Here is a 20,900-nt window from a genome sequence, read left to right on the forward strand (position 1 = left end):
GCCCGTCCGCGGTGATCAGCTCCCCGGGCCCGCCGGCCGCCGCCTCACCCCCTGGCCCTCATCAGGAACATCAGCTCCTCCGCGGTCTGCCGGGCGCTGCCGCCCCGCGCCTCGTGGTAGTGCTCGATCACCAGGGAGCCGGTGCCCCGCGGGTGCGGCCCCAGCGCGGGGACCGGGCCCGCGCCCGGCCGCGCGGAGCGGGTGAGCAGCGCCTCCAGCCGGTTCAGCGGCAGCACGGCCTCGGCCTGCCCCGCCTCGGCGAGCAGGGCGAGCGTGCCGCCGGCGCGGGGCAGGACGACACCGCCCCGGGCCAGCGTGGGGATCGTCGGCAGGCTGACGCCGAAGGACTGGCCGCCGAACTTCGGCACCCACTTCGGGATGGTCACCTTGACCTTGTTCAGCGCCCCGATCGCCGAGTTGACCAGGCTGATCACCGCGTTGACGGGGCCCTTCACGGCGCCGAGCACGCTGGTGAAGACGCCCTTGGTGAAGTTCGCGAGCCCGCTCCAGGCCCGGTGCAGTCCGTCGCGCACGGCGCGGAACGCCGCCGGGACGCGCTCCCGCAGGAACGACAGGGCGGGTCTGATCACGGCGAGGATCGCGCGGATCACCGTCGTGATGATGGTCTTGTAGATCGTGAAGTAGGTCCTGACGACGGTCCAGATCACGCGCAGGACCACCTGGAAGGCGACCCTGATGGCGTTCCAGGTGCTCTGCACGACCTGCCGCGCCACCCGCATCGTCGTCCCGATCACCTGTCCGATGACCCGGAACGCCGTCCGTACGATCCGCTGCACGGTCCTGGACTGCAGGGCCATGTCGACGAGCTTGGTGATGAGCGGCAGCAGCAGCGCCATGAGCGCGCCGAAGACGTTCGCCTTCATGGCGGTGTTCAGCCCCCGCTGCGCGGTGGTGACGCCCTGCAGCCCCGTCCTCATCCGCCCCATGAGGCCGCCGCCGCGCGTGGCCGACCTTCCGGCGCCGTCCATGGCCCGGTCGGCCTGGCGCACGCTGCGCGCCGCGGCGTCGGCCCCTGTCCTGACGCCCCGGAAGGACTGTGCCGTGCGGTCGAGGCCCGCCTTGATCCGGGTCACCGCCCGGTCCGCGGACTGGACCGTGGTGCGCAGCCGGCCGACCCCGGACTCGGCCTGCCCCGCGTTCGTCCGCAGCCCGCGGAAGCCGGTGGCGGAGCGGTTGAGGGCTGCTACGAGGGACATGGGCTGCCTCCTTGCCGTGGTCGTCGCGGTGGTACGGCTGCGGTGGTGCGGCTCTCGCGGGCGGGGTCAGCCCAGGGCGCGGGCCAGCCCGTCCACCCGGCGCTCCAGCTCGCGCAGGGCCCGGGTGGTCTGCTCGACGCTGCCCACGTCCACCCGCTGTGCGGGCCCCCGCGCGCGCCCGGCGGCGCGGGGCGCGGTGTGCCGCTGCCGCAGCGCGGCGTCCGCCTTGCGCACGCCGGTGCGCGCGGTGCGCAGCGCCTGCTCGGCGGTCGCCCTGACGGCGGCGGTCGCCTGCCGGTCCCGCTGGGCGCGCAGCATGGTCCGGGTGAGGGACCTGCGGAGCAGTGCGCTGCGGTTCCTGAGGTCGGTGACCTGGCGGTTGACCTGTCCTTCCAGGGCGTCGACGCGCGCCTTGAGCTGCTCGGGCGTCAGGCCCTTGCGGGCGAGGAGGTAGGTGTCGAGCACCTTGTTGAGGTCGAGGAGCGTCCTCTCGAAACCGACGAGCTTGATCCCCGCCGCGGCGCCGACGCCTTCCACCTTGGCCGCGGACACCTCGCCCTTGGCCTCGGGGTCGACGAGCCCCTTCTTGATGTCGCTCACGATGCGCGTCGCCTGCGTGTCGAGCCACTTGGCGAAGGCACGCTGGGCGTCGTTGTACTCCCTGCTCAGCGGCCCCATCGGGCCGGGCGGTACGGACATGGGCCCTCCTTGGTGGTCGTCGCTCCGGCCTGCGGACGCCGGTCAGCCGAAGAAGCGGGCGAGTTCGGCGGGGCCGGGGCCCTCGGGGACGCCCTCGTCCACGCCCGGCCGCGGCACCGGCTGGGGTGGTTCGGGGGCCGGGTCGTCCTCGTCGCGGTTGACGGAGGCGAACATCCAGTTGGCGATGGCCAGGTGGTCGACCACGGCGGCCAGCAGGTGGTCGGTGAGCGTCCACCGCGCCGCCTCGCCCTCGTGCGCCGCCCGGAACGCGCTGTCCTGCGGCAGGTGCCGTACGAGTACCGCGAGCCGCCGCGAGGACAGCTCGCCGCGGTGCCAGTCGAGCAGGTCGACGCCGTAGTGCCGCAGCAGGTCGGCCTCCAGCGCCTCGGCGTGCTCCTCCACGAGCGCGCCGAGGCTCAGCCTTCCCCCACGCTCAGGCCGGTGTCCTCCCCGTACGCGTTGAGGATGGCGGCGACGTCCTGGACGCTCAGGTCGTGGTCACCGAGCCGCTTGTACTGCTCGTCGCCGAGCAGCAGCGCGAGCAGGCCGTCGAGGTCGTCGTCGCCCAGGGAGGCGAGCGCCTGGGCGGAGCGGCGCGGTATCTCCGTGGGCAGCGAGAACGTCTCGCCGTCCACCTCGAACTCCCACCTCAGGCCCAGCGTCTCCAGGCGCTGGGCACGGGCGGCGTTGACGTTGAAGGGCGCGGGCATACGACTCCTCGGGCGCGGGACGGCTGCGGTCCGCCGGTCTGCGGGCTACTTGGCGAAGGCGGGGTCGTTCGTGATCCAGATCGCGAGGGGCTTGGTGTTGTCCACGGCGAGTGCGGTGAAGGTGACGCCGAGCTTGACCGACGCGGTGCGGGTGAGCTGGAACTCCTCGGTCTCGGTGACCTGCCCCCGCTCGATGACGAAGCGGTACTTGATCGTGTCGCCGTCGGCGAACTCCACGCCCAGCATCCGCTCGTCCTTCCTGGGCTCGGCGGACACCTCGTACCGGTAGAGCTTGGAGCCCTCGGCGGTCTCCTTGACGTCGCCGCCGCCGAAGAAGTACGGCAGCGTGTCCTCGTTGAGCTGGAGCAGCGCGAACTTCACGGTGAGGTCGCGGTCGGAGTACACGAAGCGGGCCGGGCTGACCGACTGCCAGGTGTCCACCGGGTCGATCTTGTCCTTCTTGTTGAAGCGGATGCCGTCGGTCGTCGTGTAGCCCAGGTCGCGCCAGCCCGCTCCCCAGTTGGCGGTGACGTCGGCGGGCGCCGGCGTGCCGGGCGGAGCGGTGAGGATGCGTCCCGTCCCGGCGACACGGATCTCGTTGGGGTTCATTCCGGGCATGCGGGCTCCTTCGGATCGGGCGCGTCAGGAGGGGCGGATCGAGAGCCGGGTGGTGGACAGGTAGCGGCTCGCGGCCTGCCGGCGGTAGTCGGGCAGCCAGCGCGGTCCGTCCGCCTCGACGGCGTCGGTGACGTGGGCGGTGCCGTACGTGGTGCCGCGCACGGTGAGCAGCGCCGTACGGGCCGCGGTGGCCACCGCGTGGGCCGTCGGCTTGTCGGGGCCGTAGATCTCCAGGTCGATCAGGGGCTGGTCGAGGTGCTGGTCGTCGACCCAGGCGCCGCCCGCCCGGGACACCAGGACGGCCTTCTGGGTGCCGTCGAAACCCGGGGGAGTGCGGTTGTCGACGAGGACGCCGGACAGTTCGGGACGGCTCTTGAGGTGGTCGACGACGAGGCGTTCGACATCCGGGAACACGATGGGCGGAACACTCACGCGCACCCTCCTTGCGTGGTCCGGGACGCTCATTGTGCGGGGCGGGTGAGGCGGGTGCAATGTGCTGTCGGGGAAAACCTGGGGACCGCGTATCGGAATGTGATGCTCCGTCAACTCGCCTGTCGTGCAAGGCCTGTTGAGGCCAGAGGGGACTTCTGAGCCGGGCCCGCCGTCACGGCCGTGGCCGAGCCTGCCGCGCCAGGTGGTCCTGGAGCTCGCGGTGGCGGAACTGGTAGGCCGTTCCGGCCACGCGGAGCAGACCGGCGTCGTAGCACCACGCCAGGAACCGCCCGAGCCGCCAGGGCAGCGGCCTGCCGCTCCGGCGCCGGGTGCGCAGTAGCAGACCGGCGTACCACAGGCCGGTGGGGGCCAGCGTGGGGGCGAAGAGGAGCCCGCCCGCGAGGCCTCCGCCGGCCGTGAGGGCCAGCACCGTGACGGGTCCCTTGCCCGCGCTCATCGCCGCCGCCAGCAGCACCTCGGCCGAGACCGCGGCCGGCACCGCGAGGCCCCACACCAGGTGGCTCCTGATGCTCGACGCGGGGTGCGAGCTCTCCGGCGCGCCGGGGAGGGGCACGGCGAACAGCAGGCCCAGGGCGGCGGCGCAGCCGGTGAACACCGCCGCGGTCCGGACGGGTGACGCCGCCGGGTTCTGGCCGGCCACCAGCGCCGCGAGCAGCCCCGACAGAAGGCCGGAGGTGACCAGCGCGGCGGTGAGGCGCTGGACGAAGGCGCGCGGCCGGGCGCGGACCTGCGGGTACTGGTGGTCCTCACCCGCCAGGTCGGACCAGGCCAGGGACCACACGGCCGCCGTGAACATGCCCAGGATGACCAGTGCGGCGAGCACCGGCCACGGGGCGAGCAGGGGCCCCTGCGTGGCGAGCAGCCCCAGCAGCAGGGCCGTACCGGTGAGGGACACCGCCACCGCGGTCACCACCAGCGTGGCGAGGGGCCGCCGGGTGCCGGCCAGCGGCCAGAGGCGGGACGGCACGATGTCGGTGCCGGAGAGCCGGTGGCCCGCGACGGTGCGGCCGGTGGCGGCGTTGTCCTCCAGGTAGCGGGCCAGGGTGGTCAGCCACTCCCGGACCAGGCGGGCGTCGAAGCGGGCGCCGCCCGGGCCGGGGAAGAGCTCGGCCGTGGCCGGGACGAACAGGTCCAGCAGGCGCGTGCCGACGGCCTCGGCGCTGTCCAGGCGCCGGTCCAGGAGGAGGCCCGGGTCGCGCGCGTAGCGGCCCGTGGCCGGGTCCCGCTGCTCGTGGACGGTCGCGGCGAGGGTCAGGCGCCACGGCGTGGCGAGACCGACGGCGAGGGGGCCCGCGGGGTCCCGCTCCAGGCGGTCGAGGACACCGCTCCAGCGCGAGGGGTCGTCGACCCGCGCGTCGAGGAAGGCGCGCGCCTCCGTCGCGGCGACCGGCAGGATCTCGACGCGCGCCGCGTCGTGCGCCCACACCCGGCTGTCCTCCAGCGCGTCGTACGTCTCGCTGCGGCAGGTCAGCAGCAACTCCGCCTTGCGCACGCCCTCTTGGTACGCGTTGAGCGCCCGCAGCACCCGGGCCGCGCGGGAGCCGTAGCCGGGGCACGGGGCCGTGTCCAGCTCGTCGAGGCCGTCGAGGCCGTCGAGCACCGGGAGCACGCGCCGCGCCGCGACCAGGGCGTCCGCGGTCTGCCGGGGCAACTGGTAGACCCGGACGAGGTGCCGCGCGAGCCACGCCTCGACGTCGACGTGCGGCTCCGACGAGGCCAGCGAGAGCCGCACGGGCACGGGCTCGTCGGCCCCGCGCCGCTCCAGGAGGCACAGCAGCAACTGGACCGCGAGGACCGTCTTGCCCGCCCCGGGGGCCCCGGTGATCACCATCCGGCGCGGGCGCAGCCGCCGGAAGTAGTCGGCGACCTCCGCCAGGCTCCCGCCCACGTCCGCGCCGGCCGCGGAGTGCGCGGGGGAGGGGCGGAAGACGAACCGCACGTCGACGGCGCGGTCGTGGTCGCCGAGGAGCTGGCGGCGGGCCTCCCGCTCCACGGCGAGGACCCGTGCCGCCAGGCGTGCGGAGGCGTCCGCGAGGTCCGTCTCCTGCCAGCGCGCCGCGCGCAGGGTCAGCCACGCGCCCCAGGCGCTCACCACGAACGAGCTGGTGCCGATGGCCGCGCCGAGGAGGTCGATGTCACCGGCCGGCGACCCGGCGGCGCGCACCAGCATCGCCACGGTGCCGCAGCACGCCACGAGCGCGGCCGACCCGAACCCGAACGACCGCCCCCGCGCGCCCACCATGGCACCCATGGTGGCCGAAGGACCTCAACCCTGTCGTGATCCCACGGCACTTGGGGGCGCGCCGGCCCCAGGGGAGCGCCGTGTCCCGGCAGCCCCTGGACGGGGCCGCCGGGACACCGCGGTCACGGCCGGGTCAGCGGAGGTCGAACCGGTCCAGGTCCATGACCTTCGCCCACGCCGCGACGAAGTCCCTGACGAACTTCTCCTTCGCGTCGTCGCTCGCGTAGACCTCCGCGACCGCCCGCAGCTCGGAGTTCGAGCCGAAGACCAGGTCGGCGCGGGTGCCGGTCCACCGGACCGCGCCGCTCGCGTCGCGGGCCTCGAAGGTGTCCTGCGCCTCGGACGCCGACGTCCACGTCGTGTCCAGGTCGAGGAGGTTGACGAAGAAGTCGTTCGTCAGCGTGCCGGGCCGGTCGGTGAGGACGCCGTGCCGCGACCCGGCGTGGTTGGCGCCGAGCACGCGCAGGCCGCCCACGAGGACGGTCATCTCCGGCGCGCTCAGCGTCAGCAGGTTCGCCTTGTCGAGCAGGAGGTACTCGGCCGGCAGCCGGTTGCCCTTGCCGACGTAGTTGCGGAACCCGTCGTACGACGGCTCCAGCGCGGCGAACGACTCGACGTCCGTCTCCTCCTGCGCCGCGTCCACGCGCCCCGGCGAGAACGGCACCTCGACGTCGACGCCGCTCTCCCTGGCCGCCTTCTCGACGGCCGCGGTGCCCGCGAGCACGATCAGGTCGGCCAGCGACACCCGCTTGCCGCCGGACTGCGCGGAGTTGAAGGCCTCCTGCACGCCTTCGAGCACCCGCAGCACCTCGGCGAGCTCCGCCGGGTTGTTGACCTCCCAGTTGCGCTGCGGCTCCAGGCGGATGCGGGCGCCGTTGGCGCCGCCGCGCTTGTCGCTGCCGCGGAAGGAGGAGGCCGCCGCCCACGCGACGGACACCAGCTGCGCGGTGGTCAGCTCCGTGGCGAGGATCCGCTCCTTGAGGGAGGCGACGTCCGCGGCGTCGATCAGCTCGCCCGTGCGCTCCGGCAGCGGGTCCTGCCACAGCAGCGTCTCGGCGGGGACCTCCGGACCCAGGTAGCGCACGACCGGGCCCATGTCACGGTGCGTCAGCTTGAACCAGGCGCGGGCGAACGCGTCCGCGAACTCCTCCGGGTTCTCGTAGAAGCGCCGCGAGATCGGCTCGTAGATCGGGTCGTAGCGCAGCGAGAGGTCGGTGGTCAGCATCGTGGGGAGGCGCTTCTTCGACGGGTCCTGCGGGTCGGGGATGATCGCCTCGGCGTTCTTCGCCACCCACTGGTGGGCGCCCGCGGGGCTCTGGGTGAGCTCGTACTCGTACTCGAAGAGGTTCTTGAAGAACCCGTTGCTCCACTGCGTCGGGGTGGCCGTCCAGGTCACCTCCAGGCCGCTGGTGATGGCGTCGGCGCCCTTGCCGGTGCCGTACGTGCTCCGCCAGCCGAGGCCCATCTGCTCCAGCGGCGCGGCCTCGGGGTCGTTGCCGACGTGGTCCGCCGGGCCCGCGCCGTGGGTCTTGCCGAAGGTGTGGCCGCCCGCGATGAGGGCGACGGTCTCCTCGTCGTTCATCGCCATGCGGCGGAACGTCTCGCGGATGTCGCGGGCCGCGGCGATCGGGTCCGGGTTGCCGTTGGGGCCCTCGGGGTTGACGTAGATCAGGCCCATCTGGACGGCGCCCAGCGGGCTCTCCAGCTGGCGGTCGCCGGTGTAGCGCGCGTCGCCGAGCCACTCGGTCTCGGGGCCCCAGTACACGTCCTCCTCGGGCTCCCACACGTCCTCGCGGCCGCCCGCGAAGCCGAAGGTCTCGAAGCCCATCGTCTCCAGGGCCACGTTGCCGGTGAGGACCAACAGGTCGGCCCAGGAGATGTTCTGGCCGTACTTCTTCTTGACCGGCCACAGCAGCCGGCGGGCCTTGTCGAGGTTGGCGTTGTCCGGCCAGCTGTTGAGTGGGGCGAAGCGCTGCTGCCCGGCGCCGGCGCCACCGCGGCCGTCACTGATGCGGTACGTGCCGGCGCTGTGCCACGCCATGCGGATCATGAGCGGTCCGTAGTGGCCGAAGTCGGCCGGCCACCAGTCCTGCGAGGTGGTCAGCACCTCGGCGATGTCGCGCTTCACCGCCGCGAGGTCGAGGGAGGTGAACGCCGCCGCGTAGTCGAAGTCCTCGCCCAGCGGGTTCGCCACGGCCGGGTTCTTCGCCAGGATCTTCAGGTTCAGCCGCTCCGACCACCACTGGCGGTTTCCGCCGCCCTGCGTCGGGTGCGGGGCCCGGCCGTGCGCGACCGGGCAGCCGTCCGTGCCCTCCACCTTCGGGTCGGTGACGATTGCGTCAGGGTTCTCGGCCATGGGAATCCTTTCGGACTGAGCGCGTCGTCGTGCTCAGGGTGCTCGAAGTGCTCGGGTTCCTGGAGTTCTCGGGGTGCTTGACGTACGCGAGACCCTCGGGGTGCTTGAGGTGCTCGGAGTGCTCGAAGTACTGGGCGTGCTCGTCGTGCTGGTGCTCGTCGTGCTCGTCGTGCCCGGTGAAGCGCAGGTGGTGGAAAGGGGGCCGCACCGACCGCGTGGTCGAGACCGCGAGGACGATCACGCCCGGGGGGTGGCCGTCCTCGACGCGTCCTTGGAACATGGGCGAGGCTGCCCTTGGCCATCGTCGGAACCGATCCTACGATGGACCGAGTCCAGGTCAAGAAGCTCATCTGATCCCAGTGCCAGCGGAATCCGTACACGTGCCGGTAAGCTCCGCGCACGCCGCCGAACCGAATAGGTGAACCGCATATGAGTGACCTGCTGGAGCGACTGCGAGGGCGCGGCTGGCGCCTGACCTGCCAGCGGCGCGTCGTCGCGGAGGTCCTGGACGGCGACCACGTCCACCTCACCGCCGACGAGGTGCACGCCCGCGCCGCGCGGCGGCTGCCGGAGATCTCCCGCGCGACGGTCTACAACACGCTGGGCGAGATGGTCCTGCTCGGCGAGGTGATGGAGGTCGCCACCGACGGCCGCGCCAAGCGCTACGACCCCAACGCCCACCGGCCGCACCAGCACTTGGTCTGCTCCCGCTGCGGCACCATCCGTGACGTGCACCCCACCGGCGACCCGCTGGCCGACCTCCCGGCACAGGAGCGGTTCGGCTTCACGGTGGCCGCCGCCGAGGTCACCTACCGCGGCCTCTGCCCGTCCTGCGCCTAGCGCCCTCGGCATGGCCGACGGGTGACGCCCACCGCGGGGCCCGCGGCGAGGGCGATGAGCCACGCGTCGGTGCGGGTGCGGGCGACGAGGTCCGCGGCCTCGTCGACCGGCCGTCAAGGCCCCGACCGCTGGGCCGGGGTCTCGTAGCGGTGCGTACGCACAAAACCCCAGCTCAGCGCGTGTCTGTACCGGACCGAAGCCCGGTCGGCGGCACCCTCTGCTTGATCGAAAAGGCCTGGGGTTAGCATATGAGCGCCGCCTAGCTCGATCGAGAGATAAGCCTGTGACTGTCAACGACGACTCGTTCACCAACTGGAAGCACCGCGAGGAGATCGCGGAGTCGATGATCCCGCTGATCGGGAAGCTGCACCGCGAGCGGGACGTGACCGTCCTGCTGCACAGCCGCTCGCTCGTGAACAAGTCGGTGGTCAGCATTCTCAAGACCCACCGATTCGCCCGGCAGATAGCGGGCGAGGAGCTCTCCGTCACCGAGACGCTGCCGTTCCTGCGGGCCCTCACCACGCTCGACCTCGGCCCCTCCCAGATCGACATCGGCATGCTCGCCGCGACGTACAAGGCCGACGACCGCGGCCTGTCGGTGGAGGCGTTCACCGCCGAGGCCGTGGCCGGCGCCACCGGCGCCAACAAGATCGAGTGCCGGCAGGGGCGCGACGTCGTCCTGTACGGCTTCGGCCGCATCGGCCGCCTCGTCGCCCGGCTGCTCATCGAGAAGACGGGCTCCGGCAACGGCCTGCGGCTGCGCGCCATCGTCGTCCGCCCGGGCGGTGGACGCCCCGCCGACGACCTCGTCAAGCGCGCCTCGCTGCTGCGCCGCGACTCGATCCACGGCCAGTTCCAGGGCACGATCACCGTCGACGAGGCGAACAGCACGATCATCGCCAACGGCAACGAGATCAAGGTGATCTACGCGAGCGACCCGTCCGAGGTCGACTACACCGCCCACGGCATCAAGGACGCCATCCTCATCGACAACACCGGCAAGTGGCGCGACCGCGAGGGGCTCTCGAAGCACCTGCGCCCCGGTGTCGACAAGGTGGTCCTGACCGCTCCGGGCAAGGGCGACGTGCCCAACATCGTGCACGGCGTCAACCACGACACCGTCAAGCCGGACGAGCAGATCCTGTCCTGCGCCTCCTGCACCACCAACGCCATCGTGCCGCCGCTGAAGGCGATGGCCGACGAGTACGGCGTGCTGCGCGGCCACGTGGAGACCGTCCACTCGTTCACCAACGACCAGAACCTCCTGGACAACTACCACAAGGCCGACCGCCGGGGCCGCTCCGCGCCGCTGAACATGGTCATCACCGAGACCGGCGCCGCCTCCGCCGTCGCCAAGGCGCTGCCCGACCTCAAGGCGCCCATCACCGGCAGCTCGATCCGCGTCCCGGTGCCGGACGTCTCGATCGCCATCCTCAGCCTGCGGCTCGGCCGCGAGACCACCCGCGACGAGGTCCTCGAGTACCTGCGCGAGGTGTCACTGACCTCGCCGATGCGCCGCCAGATCGACTTCACCAGCGCGCCCGACGCCGTCTCCAACGACTTCATCGGCTCGCGCCACGCCTCGATCGTCGACGCCGGCGCCACCAAGGTCGACGGCGACAACGCCATCCTCTACCTCTGGTACGACAACGAGTTCGGCTACTCCTGCCAGGTCATCCGCGTCGTGCAGCACGTCTCCGGGGTGGAGTACCCGACCTACCCGGCCCCGGCCGCCTGACGGACGCACCACCGCCGTACGGCGAGCACGCAGGGCCGCGGGGCGCCCCGGAACTTCCGGAGCGCCCCGCGGCACGTCCGGGTACACGGAACCCCGCCGCGACGGGGGAGCGCGGCGGGGTCCACCTGGCTCGTACCCGGTGCGGACGGGGCCATGCCCCCGTATGCCGGAACTCCCCAAAAGGAGCCGCCTGGTCCGCCGCGGCCCGGCGGGCTCAGGCGCCCCGCACGGTGTGCCGGTGCACCGGGGGCAGGCCGGGCAGCACCCCGGGCCAGACGACGTCCAGGACGTGCGCGCTCGGCCCGAACAGGGAGCCGAGACCCGGCAGGGCGGCGACCTCGTGCCACTGCCAGCACTTGATGCGGTCCGGCTCGGTCACCGTCGGCTCGCCCTCGGCACGGGCGACGCGGACGGCCGCCGTCAGCCGGGCCAGGCTCTGGGCGGCGGCGTCCATGAGGACCGCGAGGACCCGGGCGTCGGCCGCGGCGGCCTCCAGGCCGGTCTCCTCGCGCAGTTCGCGGACCGCGGCCTGCTCGAACGACTCACCGGGGTCGAGCTTGCCGCCGGGCAGCTCCCAGACGCCGTCGCGCGCCAGGCCGAGCAGCACCCGCCCCCGCCCGTCGGTGACGACGACGCCCGCGCCGATCGCGGCGTGCGCGGTCGGAGGGCGGTTGTCGACGAGCGCCGGCGACCGGGGCGGCGGTTCCGCCGCCCGGTCGCCGTGGTTCCGCTCGTGCCCATGGATGTGTTCCACCGCGTTCCTCCGCGTTCCTTCCGCGCCCGCCCCTGTCCTGGGACCTCACTGTGCCGATCATCCCCGCCGGGCCGAGGGGGCACCAAGTGGCCCTCATGTCCGGCCACGGGGAGGACGGCGGGCGGGCCGTGGGAACGCCGGAGCGGGCGGCCCCGGAGGAACCGCCCGCCCTGTCACCGCCTCAGTCCACGGTTACGACGCGTTGCGCACCCGACCGGTGAAGACCGGCCCCCGGTGCTCGTTCCAGTCCTGGTCGTACGTGTACAGCCGCAGCCGCACCGACTCCTGGGACTCGCGTACGCGGTCCTTCACGGTGGGGACGCGCAGGTCGGCGCTGCGCTTGCCCGCCGGGACCACGACCGACAGGTACGGGTCCTCCGCCACCTTGGACAGCGCACGCGCCGGGTTGGGCTTGGCGTCGAACAGCCGCTTGAGCCACGCCTTGTCCACGTCCTTGGTGGACAGCTCCTTGCCGCCGCTGACGCGCTCGAAGCGGAACGCGGCGACCATCTCGGTGTCGGCGGCCTCGGACAGCGAGACCCGCCACGTGAGGGGCTTGCCCTCGGTGACCTTGGCCGCGACCGGCTTCACCGTGATCTTCGGCATCGGGTCGTCCTCGCGGACGGAGAGCCCGCCGGCGTAGGAGCCCACGACCGCGCCGCCGACCGCCTTGGCCAGGACGCTGTACGACTGCGGCACGCCGTAGCGCTTGTTGCCCTTGACCTTGAACGGCACGCCGAGGGACGTGTCCCCGGGCCGCACCGACACGGTCTTGACGGTGAACGTCTCCGGGTCCGGGCCCGGCACCCACAGCCGCACCTTGCCCTCGCCGTCACCGGTCACGCGCACCGGCACGCGGTGCGTACGGACCCCCGAGTCGCCCTCGTCGACGCGCGGCTGCCCGACGTCGACGCGGGCCAGCGCGGACGGGCGCACCTCGGCCGTGCCGGGGCGCCAGCCCCAGGCGTCCATCAGCACCGCGTGCCCGGACCCGGTACGCGAGGTCAGCTCCAGGGACTGGATCCGCTTGAGGTCGAGTCCCGCGCGCGTGGCGGCCGTCAGCGGCACCCGCAGCTCCTGGCCCCAGTACGTGGCCATGTAGCCGCTGCTCGGCAGCCCGTCCGCGCGGACCTGGCCGAGCTTCGCGCGGCGCCCGGAGGCGTCGACGGCCGTCACGTCCAGCTTGGTGCCGGTGGAGTTGGGCGGCAGGGCCACCCGCAGCGCGAGCGACGTCGAGCCGTCGAGGGAGACGGGGCGCGGGTTCTTGACGGCCATCGTGGAGCCCGCCCGGGACCAGCGCATCGCGAGCGCGTACCGACCGGGGTCGGGCTGCGCCTCGAAGCCCGCGAAGTGCGGGGACTGCGCCTTGGTGCCGCTCTTGAGGCAGGCGCGCGCCCCGCCGGAGGCGGTCTGGTCGCACAGCGTGCCACCGGTCACCTTCAGCGCGGGGTCGGGCACGACGGCGGCCGTGCGCCGCCCGCCGACGGCGTGGGTGAGCACGCGGGCCGGGCCCGCCGACGGCGCACTCCTGCCGGAGCCGTCGAGCAGCGGGCGCACCGCGTCGTCACCGGCGACGAAGAGGCGCGCGGCGGCCGCGATGTACGCCGACCCCGCCTTCTGCTGCTGCTTCGCCGTCAGCCGGGGGCCGTGGCCCGGCGAGCACACCGGGTGGGGCTGGTCGGAGGAGAAGTCGTCGTTGGCCGGTGCCTGCGCCTGCCCCGGCGTCCACTCGGTGTTGAAGAAGTTGTGGTTGGCGCCGACCATGTACGCCGCGCTGTGCAGGGCCGAACCGTTGCCCACGCCGCGGGTGTTGTCCAGGTAGAGCTGGCCCTGGAGGTCGGAGACGTCGCCGTCGCAGCCCGGCAGGAGCGTCAGGGACGGCACGTCCGGGTCCGGGTTCTGGCCGAAGACCGTGGGGCCGATGAGGACGGTGCCGCGGACCTGCCAGCGCGCCTTGTGGGGGTAGCCGTCCTGGTCGGCGGGCGGCGCGTAACGGCTGTCGAGCGCGGCCCGGTTGACGCCCTCGCCGCCGCGGGAGTGGCCCACGAGCAGGACCCGGGACAGGTCGGCGGCCGCCGCGCTGTCGCGGACGGCGCCGGGCGCCTGCTGCGGGTCGGCGGCCCAGTCGGCGAACCGGCCGAGGTGCCGGCGCACCAGGGACGAGCGGGCCTGCGCCCCGCCGTCGGCGGCGACGTCGTCCTGGCCGTTGATGCCGTTGGCCGAGATGGACACCGTCACATAGCCCTGGGAGGCCAGGAGCTTCTGGTCGTGCAGGTAGCCCTGGTAGCTCGGGATCGGCTTCCAGCCGGACGCGCAGGGCCAGTTGCCGCCGGCCTCGCCGCCCTTGTAGCAGGTGGCGTGGCGGCCGTGCAGGAACAGGGCCACGGGCCGCTTCCCCGGGGCGCCGACCGGGCCCGTCACCGTGGCCCGCATCTCCACCTTGCGCGGGAAGCCGGGCAGCTTCACCGGCTCCAGGTCGTACTCGCCCTTGACGGTGCGGTACGGGCCCGGCTCGCCGGGGTCGGTTCCGTTCGCGGGCAGTCGGTCCGGCACGGGCGCCGTGCGCTGCGGCGGCGCGGCGGGCTCGGGCCTGTCGAGGCGGCGGCCGCCCGCGTCGGCCCGGAGGCCCTCCAGGCCGTCCCGGGCGCTGACGCTGTCGTCGAGCTTCAGCCGGAACGTGCGCCGGTCGTCGGTGGCCTCGGGGTGGCCGAGCAGCCGGCCGCCCGCGGAGAACTCCACCCGGGCGTCGCCCATGGGCACCGGCTTCGGCGCGCGCCACACGAGGTGCCGGTCGGCGCCGTCACCGGTGAGCTCCCAGCCCGGCGGCAGCCGGTCGCCGGGTCTGTCGGGCGATATGAGGTCGTCGGAGCGCTGCGCGCGCGGCTGGTCGGGCGACGCGTGCGCGAGCTCCGGCAGGCCCACCGCCAGTGCGAGTGCCGTGACGGTGGCAGTCGCCAAGCGCGGGACACGGATCAAGACAGTCCTCCTTGTCGTGTGCTCCCCCGAAGGCCCCGTGCGTGTACCGGGGCTCGAAGGCCCCGTGCGTGTACCGGGGCTCCAGTGCGAAGGAGGGCGAAGGAGGGCCTGGGGTTGCCTGGCGAGTGATCAATATCGTGCGTGGCGCGGCATGTCCCGGACCGATATCGGAACGATGCGGTCGAAAAGCCTCAACTCGCGGAACTCTTGGGCCGGTCCACGGACAGGGCCCCATCAGCCGCTCCCGCCTCGGCCGCTCCCACCTCAGCCGCTCCCGTCTCGGCCACCGACGTCTCGGCCGCTGTCGCCTCGGGCGCTTCCCCTCCCTCCCGCGCCCCGGCCCCGTCCTGCGTCCCCGGCACCCCGGTCCAGCGGATGCGCAGCGCGCAGGCGGCGACGAGCAGGGCCGAGGCCGCGACGGCCGCCATGCCCCAGACCAGGCTGGTGCCGCTCGCGAGGAAGCCGATGAGGGGTGGCCCGGCGAGCAGCCCGGTCGTGCCCATCGCGGCCACGAGCGCCAGCGCGTCGGAGCCCTGCCGCGCCGCGGCGACGTACACGCACGGCGTGACGGCGGCGAGGCCGAGGCCCATGCAGGCGAAGCCGATCAGGGCCGGTACGACGCCTCCGGCGAGCAGGGCGGAGGCCAGGCCCGCGGCGGCGAGGACGCTGCCCACGCGGACCACGCGGCCGTCGCCCCAGCGGGTGCGCCAGCCGTCGGCGAAGAGGCGCGCGAGCACCATCATCACCGAGACGACGGCGATGCCGAGCGGGGCGACGCGGGCGGAGGCGTCGGCGACGTCCTTCAGGTACAGCGCCGACCAGTCGTTCATCGCGCCTTCCGCCACGGTGCCGAACACCATGGCGAAGCCCATCCAGAGCGTCACGGCGGCGGGCAGGCCCCGGCGGCGGCGCTTCTTCTCCGCGGGCTCGTCCGCGGACCCGTCACCAGGCCCGTCATCGGCCAGCAGGTCGGGCTCGGCGTACATCGCGAGCAGCAGCACCAGGACGGCGGCCACCCCGAAGTGCACGGCGACGGAGGATGTCACCGCGCTGGTGCCGGACGCGAGCAGCGCCGCGGCGAGCGAGCCGCCGCTGAACGTCGCGTGCAGCTTGGCCATGGCGGTGCGCCGGTAGCGGGACTCCAGGGCGGCGCCCTGGGCGTTCATGGCGACGTTCAGGCAGCCGACCGCCACGCCGTCGGCGGCCATGACGAGCAGGGCCACGGGGTAGTTCGGCGCCACGGCGAGGACGAGCAGGAGCAGGCCGAGGACGAGCGCGGAGACGAACGCCAGGCGGCGCGAGCCCCACCGCCGTGTCAACACGGCGACCAGCGGGAACGACACGGCGGCGCCGACGCCGGTGGCCATCAGGAGCAGGCCGAGCTCGGCCTCGCTCAGCCCGAGCCGGGACTTGAGCGCGGGCAGCCGCGCGGCCCAGGTGGCGTACTGGAAGCCGAGGACGCAGAACAGCGCCGCGATGGCCACCTGTGTCCGGCGAAACTCATCGCGAACACGCAACATGTGCATCAGCCTCTTCGTCTTTCCTGTGGGTCGGTGGCCTGGTGAGGGGCGGCCGGCGGGGCCGTCGCCGTCAGGGGCAGGGACATGTACAGCGCGTCCGGTCCGTAGCCGTCCGGCAGGGGGACCTCGGGGTGGGCGGCGAAGCCCCGCGCCGCCCAGTAGGTGTCGCTGCCACCCACGGCGACCAGGGAGATCCGCTCGTACGTCCGCGAGCGCGCGGTCGCCGACAGGTGGCGCAGCAGCCGCCGCGCGAGCCCGTGGCCGCGCAGGTCCCCGGCGACGACGAGGTCGTGCAGGTGCAGGTTGCGCGAGGGGAGGGCGGCGCCCTCGTCCCGGCTCAGGTCGGGGCAGTGGAACGGCGGGTAGGGCAGCGCCAGGACGTAGCCGACCGCCGCGTGCCCGTCGTCCAGGACGAAGCAGGTGCCGGGCGAGGCGCGGGCCCGCGACTCCAGCGCGGCCCGGCCCTCGGAGAGGCCGAGCGGGGTGTACACCTCGGCCTCCAGGGCCGCGATGCCGTCCCAGTCGCCCTCGGCGATGTGCCGGATGCGGATCCCGGACGGCCGTGTCCCGGAACGACCGGAACCCCGTGCGCCGGGAGGCGCCCCGGCCCCGGCGGGTGCGTCGGCGCCCATCTACCGCACCCCTTCCGGCCCGTGGCCCGACCCGGTCGGGGCGTCGTGCCCGCCTCGTACCCAGGTGCACGGCAGCGGGCCGAAGCCGTTGAACCCCTGGGTGGTGTAACTGGTCGCGTACGCCCCGCTGGAGAGGACCCACACGGGGTCGCCCGAAGCGGCCGCGCGGGGCACGCGCACGGGGCTCAGCTCGTGGCTGTACGCGTCGTCGCTGTCGCAGGTGGGCCCCGCGACGACGGCGGGGACGCGGTCGCCGTCCGGGTGCGTGGGGAAGACCAGCGCGTACTGCAGGGCGTCCATCTCGTACAGGCCGTTGAACTTGCCGCAGCTCAGGTACAGCCAGTGCCGCCGTTCCCCCGCGCCCCGCCCGCGGGCGGAGAGCCGGGAGACGTGGGCCCGGACGGCGCCGTGGTCGGCGACCAGGTAGCGGCCCGGTTCGATGACGAAGTCCAGCGGCGCCGGGGAGGCGGCCCGCAGCCGCCGCATGCCCTCGCGGATCACGGCGAAGATCTTGTCCAGGGGTGGTTCGAGGGGCCTGCCGTACCGGTCGCGGTAGCCGAGCGCGGGCAGTCCGCCGCCCAGGTTGACGTGGTCCAGGTGGATGCCGCGCCGGGCCAGGGCCGCGACCACGTCGGCCATCCGCTCCAGGGCGGCGCGCCAGGCCTCGGCCGTCATCTGCTGGGAGCCGACGTGCACGGACAGGCCCGCCGGGGTGAGGCCGGTGTCCCGCGCCGTCTCCAGGACGTGCAGCGCGTCGGCGGGGGAGCAGCCGAACTTGTGGCTCAGGCCCCACAGCGCGCCCTCGCCGTCGGTGGCGAGGCGGCAGAAGACCCGGGCGCCGGGGGCGAGCGCCGCGAGCGCGAGGACGTCCTCGACGCTGTCGGTCGCGTAGTCCCGGACGCCCAGGCGGTGCGCCTCGGCGATGTTCCGGTCGGACTTGATGGTGTTGCCGTAGTGGATCCGCCCGGCCGGCACGCCGGTGGCCAGGGCTTGGGCGATCTCGTGCGGGCTGGCCGCGTCGAAGCCGGCGCCGCGCCGGGCCAGGGTGGTGAGCACCTCGTCCAGTGGGCAGGCCTTCATCGCGAACCGGACGTCGACGCCCGGCAGTTCGCGCCGCAGCGTCTCGTACTGCTCCTCGATCCCCGGCAGGTCGTAGACGATCCGGTCCTCGGTCGCGGCCTCCAGGGCCGCGCGCAGCCGTGTGCTGACGTACATGTCGATGACCTGTTCCTCGCTAGCGTTCCTGCCGGGGCGCGCGCGGTTCGAGGCGGGGCACGTCCGTGCCCGCGCTCGCCCCGACCAGCGCTCCCCAGGCGTCGATGAGCAGCGCGAAGTCCTCCATGTCCGAGCGGGCCTCGTCGATGAGGCGCCGCCGCCGGGCGGGCAGCGCCGCGGCGAACTCGGCGTAGCGGCCGCCGAGTTTGCGGTACGAGCGCTCGATGACGTCCAGGCGGTCCTCGTTCTCGGCGGTGTCCAGGCGGGTGGACGCGCGGACCAGCTCGGCCACGCGCGCGGCGCGGACCCCGTACCGCTCGTCGAGCAGCGACGCCCCGGCCCGGGCGAGCCCGGCGTAGACGTGGTTCAGGTAGAGCATCGACAGGAAGAACTTCGTGAAGCGGGTCTGGTACGCGTGGAAGCCGGGGTCGGTGCGCCGCTCGCCGGTGTAGAAGTTGACGATGTTGCGGTTGTGCAGGACGCCCGGGAGCGTGCCGTTGTACACGACGTGCAGCAGGAAGTAGTCGCTGCCGATGGTGTCGGTCGCCGGGGGCAGCGGCACGCGTTCGTGCACCTGGTGGAAGGCGATGTTGCACATGTCGACGCGCATGGGGTCGACGAGGGTCAGCACCGCCCGGTCCCCGGTGAACGGCTCGGTGCCCGCGCCCTTGAAGGACTCCTCGACCAGGGCCCGCTTCTCCTCCTGCGGCCAGGCGGCGGGCGCCCAGAGGCTGACGACGTCGTGGTACACGGCGGGGTCGAGGGCGAGGATCTCGCCGATGTCGACGGAGAGTTCCCCGATGAACGAGCTGCCCACGAGGACCACCGGCTTGTCCGCGTGCGCCGGGTCGAGCGCCGTCTCGGTCACGCCTTGGGCCGCGTCGCCCGCCCGCCTGCCGAGCGACGTCAGCTCGTGGTGCACGGGGAAGACGGTCTCGCCGTCCAGGACCTGGTAGCTGCTGTCGGAGTCCCGGCGGTGCACGGAGTCGCAGCCGAGGGCGGCCGCGATGAGGAAGGCGCGGTTGGTGCAGGCGCCGTACGACAGGCGGGCGGGCAGCATCAGGTCGAGCAGCAGCTCGCCCTTGGGCAGGCCGGAGCGCTCGACGACCTGTCGCAGGAAGGCGCGCTGGGCGGCCTCGTCGAGGTGGTGGACGACGACGCCCGGCACCTCTGTGAGGGCCCGCGCGGCGCGGGCGTGGGCGGCGAAGGCGTCCGGGCCGGAGGAGTCGAGGACCAGCAGGTGCACCTCGACGCCGAAGTGCGCGGCGGCGTGGGCGGCTTCCGCGCCCAGGGCCGTGACCATCGGGGCGCACGCCCTGTTCGTGGGCAGGGTGAGGCAGATCTTGCGCATGGCGGCTCTCCGCTTCACCGGGCGTCGTCGGCGTGCCAGGACGTCAGGCCGAGGAGCTTCTCGCCCAGTTCGTTGAGCGTGGCGGTGCCGTAGCGCTCGGATTCGTGCTTGCGGGCGTCGCCGACCAGCGTGACGTTCCAGTCCGGCGTGGACAGGTGCCGCCAGGACTCGATCCGGGACTTCCGCAGGGCGTGGTGCTCCTCCAGGGCGGGCATCATCGACAGGTACTGCACCGCCCGGACGCCGTCCGCCGAGGTGTTGGGCGCCACGCCGTGCGCGAGCATGCCGTTCCAGATCAGCAGGTCACCCGCCCCGAGTTCGGGCCTGACGACCGGGAACCGCTCCCGGTCGGCGTTGGGCCGCACCGGGTCCCGGTCGGCGGGCTGGTCGAGCTTCCACCGGTCGAACTGCCGGAACAGCTCCGGCGAGCACTGGAAGCCGCCGAGCTCGGGCCGGGTGTCGTGGAGCGCGATGATGCCCTGGACGCGCTGCGGCAGCACGCTGAGCGTGGAGTCGACGTCCCAGTGCAGCTCGATGTCGAAGCCCGTGTCGGTGGGTTCGATGAGCGAGCGGGAGCGGTTCCTGACGTTGGGCGGGTTGAGGTTGAGCCGGTCCAGGGTCACCCACAGCTCCTCGCAGTCCCACACGTCCACGAACGCGTCGTAGACGCGCTGGGTCTGCCGGCTGTCCCAGATGAGCTGGTGGTGGTACGCCTCCACGAAGCCGTAGACGTACAGGTCCCGCTCCAGGTCGGTGCGGAACTCCCGCTCCTCGTACCAGGTTTCGGGCCGCTCGCGGTCGAGGCCCTGGAACTCCCAGGTGAAGTCGAGCAGTCGGCGCGCGGCGTCGGCGGGTATCGCCTCCTTCACCACCACGTAGCCGTACGTCTGCCAGAAGGTGTGGTCCTCCTCGGAGAGCACCCGCAGCGGGCGGGACTTGCGGATGTCCTTGAGTGGCGTCGGCGCGAGGTACGTCTCGCCGTCCGCGCTGAAGTACGGGGTCGCGGAGGCGGCGCGGTGCAGGTAGGCGTCGGATGCGGGCATGCTCGTACTCCTGGGCGTGGGTGCGGGTGACATGGGCAGGAGCGACCGCGGCTCCGCGGTTCCGCGCGTGGGGGGACCTCTGGGCGGAGTCGGGTCGAAAACGGCGGAGGCGCCGCCGCCGGCGCGGGCCGGGAACAGCGGTGTTCACCGGACCGCGAGGAGGGGCCGGGCGCGACGCGCCCCCGGAGTGGGTTCGGGCCACACGGTGGTGGCTGGTGCGGGGCGGCGGCCCTCACGGGTGGCCGCAAAAAGGACTAGACCAGTCTCGGGTTGCTACAAAGATGGACCAGGCCAACGGCGGAGTCAAGCCCCGTCCGTACGAGGAGTGTTGGCGTGCCCGCAGGGCCCCGCACGCTGCCCGGAAGGAGCGTAAGCACTGGTGAGCGGCGTGCGGAGGCGGCTGTCGGGCGCCACGCGCGGCCCGGCGGGCACTGTCCGGTGAGGGCCGCCGCACGCGCCGTGACGGCGGCTGTCCAGGTGCTCAGCCGTCCCGGGACCGTCGTCTCCCGGGGGACGCCCCGGTGGCCGAGGACCGT

General features: G+C 73.4%; 18 protein-coding genes. 2 read left to right on the plus strand and 16 right to left on the minus strand.

Annotated features, from left to right (window positions below):
• Positions 1 to 44: 44 nt before the first annotated feature.
• From QK440_RS01010 to QK440_RS01050, 9 genes are all read right to left on the minus strand, one after another.
• The gene (locus QK440_RS01010; protein ID WP_282790981.1) at positions 45 to 1,217 is read right to left on the minus strand and encodes a hypothetical protein; all 1,173 of its coding nucleotides are present in this window, start codon (positions 1,215 to 1,217) and stop codon (positions 45 to 47) included.
• A gap of 66 nt (positions 1,218 to 1,283) precedes the next feature.
• Positions 1,284 to 1,916: a hypothetical protein gene (locus QK440_RS01015; protein WP_282790982.1), complete on the minus strand. Its 633-nt coding sequence runs from the start codon at positions 1,914 to 1,916 to the stop codon at positions 1,284 to 1,286.
• Between the two features lie 42 nt (positions 1,917 to 1,958).
• Complete coding sequence (locus tag QK440_RS01020; RefSeq protein ID WP_282790983.1) at positions 1,959 to 2,318, minus strand: hypothetical protein; 360 nt, start codon at positions 2,316 to 2,318, stop codon at positions 1,959 to 1,961.
• A 14-nt stretch (positions 2,319 to 2,332) separates the two neighbouring features.
• Positions 2,333 to 2,626: a hypothetical protein gene (locus QK440_RS01025; RefSeq protein WP_282790984.1), complete on the minus strand. Its 294-nt coding sequence runs from the start codon at positions 2,624 to 2,626 to the stop codon at positions 2,333 to 2,335.
• 45 nt (positions 2,627 to 2,671) lie between these two features.
• Positions 2,672 to 3,244: a phage tail protein gene (locus QK440_RS01030; RefSeq protein ID WP_282790985.1), complete on the minus strand. Its 573-nt coding sequence runs from the start codon at positions 3,242 to 3,244 to the stop codon at positions 2,672 to 2,674.
• Between the two features lie 24 nt (positions 3,245 to 3,268).
• Positions 3,269 to 3,676, minus strand: coding sequence for a hypothetical protein (locus QK440_RS01035; protein ID WP_282790986.1), 408 nt, complete (start codon positions 3,674 to 3,676; stop codon positions 3,269 to 3,271).
• Positions 3,677 to 3,848: 172 nt separating this feature from the next.
• Positions 3,849 to 5,939 (minus strand): NACHT domain-containing protein, encoded by a 2,091-nt coding sequence (locus QK440_RS01040; RefSeq protein WP_282790987.1) that lies wholly within the window; start codon positions 5,937 to 5,939, stop codon positions 3,849 to 3,851.
• Positions 5,940 to 6,072: 133 nt separating this feature from the next.
• Positions 6,073 to 8,295 carry a catalase/peroxidase HPI gene (gene katG / locus QK440_RS01045; RefSeq protein ID WP_282790988.1) on the minus strand — a complete coding sequence of 741 codons (2,223 nt, stop codon included), beginning with the start codon at positions 8,293 to 8,295 and terminating at the stop codon, positions 6,073 to 6,075.
• On the minus strand, positions 8,279 to 8,575 hold the full coding sequence (locus QK440_RS01050; RefSeq protein WP_282790989.1) for a hypothetical protein: 297 nt from the start codon (positions 8,573 to 8,575) through the stop codon (positions 8,279 to 8,281). Before QK440_RS01050 ends, katG begins: the two co-directional genes overlap by 17 nt.
• A gap of 149 nt (positions 8,576 to 8,724) precedes the next feature.
• Here QK440_RS01050 and QK440_RS01055 point away from each other — a divergent pair, with 149 nt between their 5' ends.
• Positions 8,725 to 9,135, plus strand: coding sequence for a transcriptional repressor (locus tag QK440_RS01055; protein WP_282790990.1), 411 nt, complete (start codon positions 8,725 to 8,727; stop codon positions 9,133 to 9,135).
• A gap of 283 nt (positions 9,136 to 9,418) precedes the next feature.
• A complete protein-coding gene (locus tag QK440_RS01060) occupies positions 9,419 to 10,873 on the plus strand; it encodes a glyceraldehyde-3-phosphate dehydrogenase (RefSeq protein ID WP_282790991.1) in 1,455 nt (484 codons plus the stop codon).
• 214 nt (positions 10,874 to 11,087) lie between these two features.
• Here the strand turns inward: QK440_RS01060 and QK440_RS01065 are convergent, their stop codons facing one another.
• From QK440_RS01065 to QK440_RS01095, 7 genes are all read right to left on the minus strand, one after another.
• Positions 11,088 to 11,627 (minus strand): NUDIX domain-containing protein, encoded by a 540-nt coding sequence (locus QK440_RS01065; RefSeq protein WP_282790992.1) that lies wholly within the window; start codon positions 11,625 to 11,627, stop codon positions 11,088 to 11,090.
• Between the two features lie 192 nt (positions 11,628 to 11,819).
• Positions 11,820 to 14,603, minus strand: a complete 2,784-nt coding sequence (locus QK440_RS01070) for a hypothetical protein (protein WP_282790993.1) — start codon at positions 14,601 to 14,603, stop codon at positions 11,820 to 11,822.
• A gap of 191 nt (positions 14,604 to 14,794) precedes the next feature.
• Positions 14,795 to 16,123: an MFS transporter gene (locus tag QK440_RS01075; RefSeq protein ID WP_282790994.1), complete on the minus strand. Its 1,329-nt coding sequence runs from the start codon at positions 16,121 to 16,123 to the stop codon at positions 14,795 to 14,797.
• A 5-nt stretch (positions 16,124 to 16,128) separates the two neighbouring features.
• Positions 16,129 to 16,755 (minus strand): GNAT family N-acetyltransferase, encoded by a 627-nt coding sequence (locus QK440_RS01080; RefSeq protein WP_282790995.1) that lies wholly within the window; start codon positions 16,753 to 16,755, stop codon positions 16,129 to 16,131.
• Positions 16,756 to 17,970 (minus strand): type III PLP-dependent enzyme, encoded by a 1,215-nt coding sequence (locus QK440_RS01085; RefSeq protein WP_282790996.1) that lies wholly within the window; start codon positions 17,968 to 17,970, stop codon positions 16,756 to 16,758.
• Between the two features lie 19 nt (positions 17,971 to 17,989).
• Complete coding sequence (locus QK440_RS01090; protein ID WP_282790997.1) at positions 17,990 to 19,321, minus strand: DUF6271 family protein; 1,332 nt, start codon at positions 19,319 to 19,321, stop codon at positions 17,990 to 17,992.
• A 14-nt stretch (positions 19,322 to 19,335) separates the two neighbouring features.
• Positions 19,336 to 20,364 (minus strand): phytanoyl-CoA dioxygenase family protein, encoded by a 1,029-nt coding sequence (locus QK440_RS01095; RefSeq protein ID WP_282790998.1) that lies wholly within the window; start codon positions 20,362 to 20,364, stop codon positions 19,336 to 19,338.
• Positions 20,365 to 20,900: the final 536 nt, after the last annotated feature.

This window comes from Streptomyces sp. CC224B (assembly GCF_030010595.1).
GTDB classification, from domain to species: domain Bacteria; phylum Actinomycetota; class Actinomycetes; order Streptomycetales; family Streptomycetaceae; genus Streptomyces; species Streptomyces longispororuber.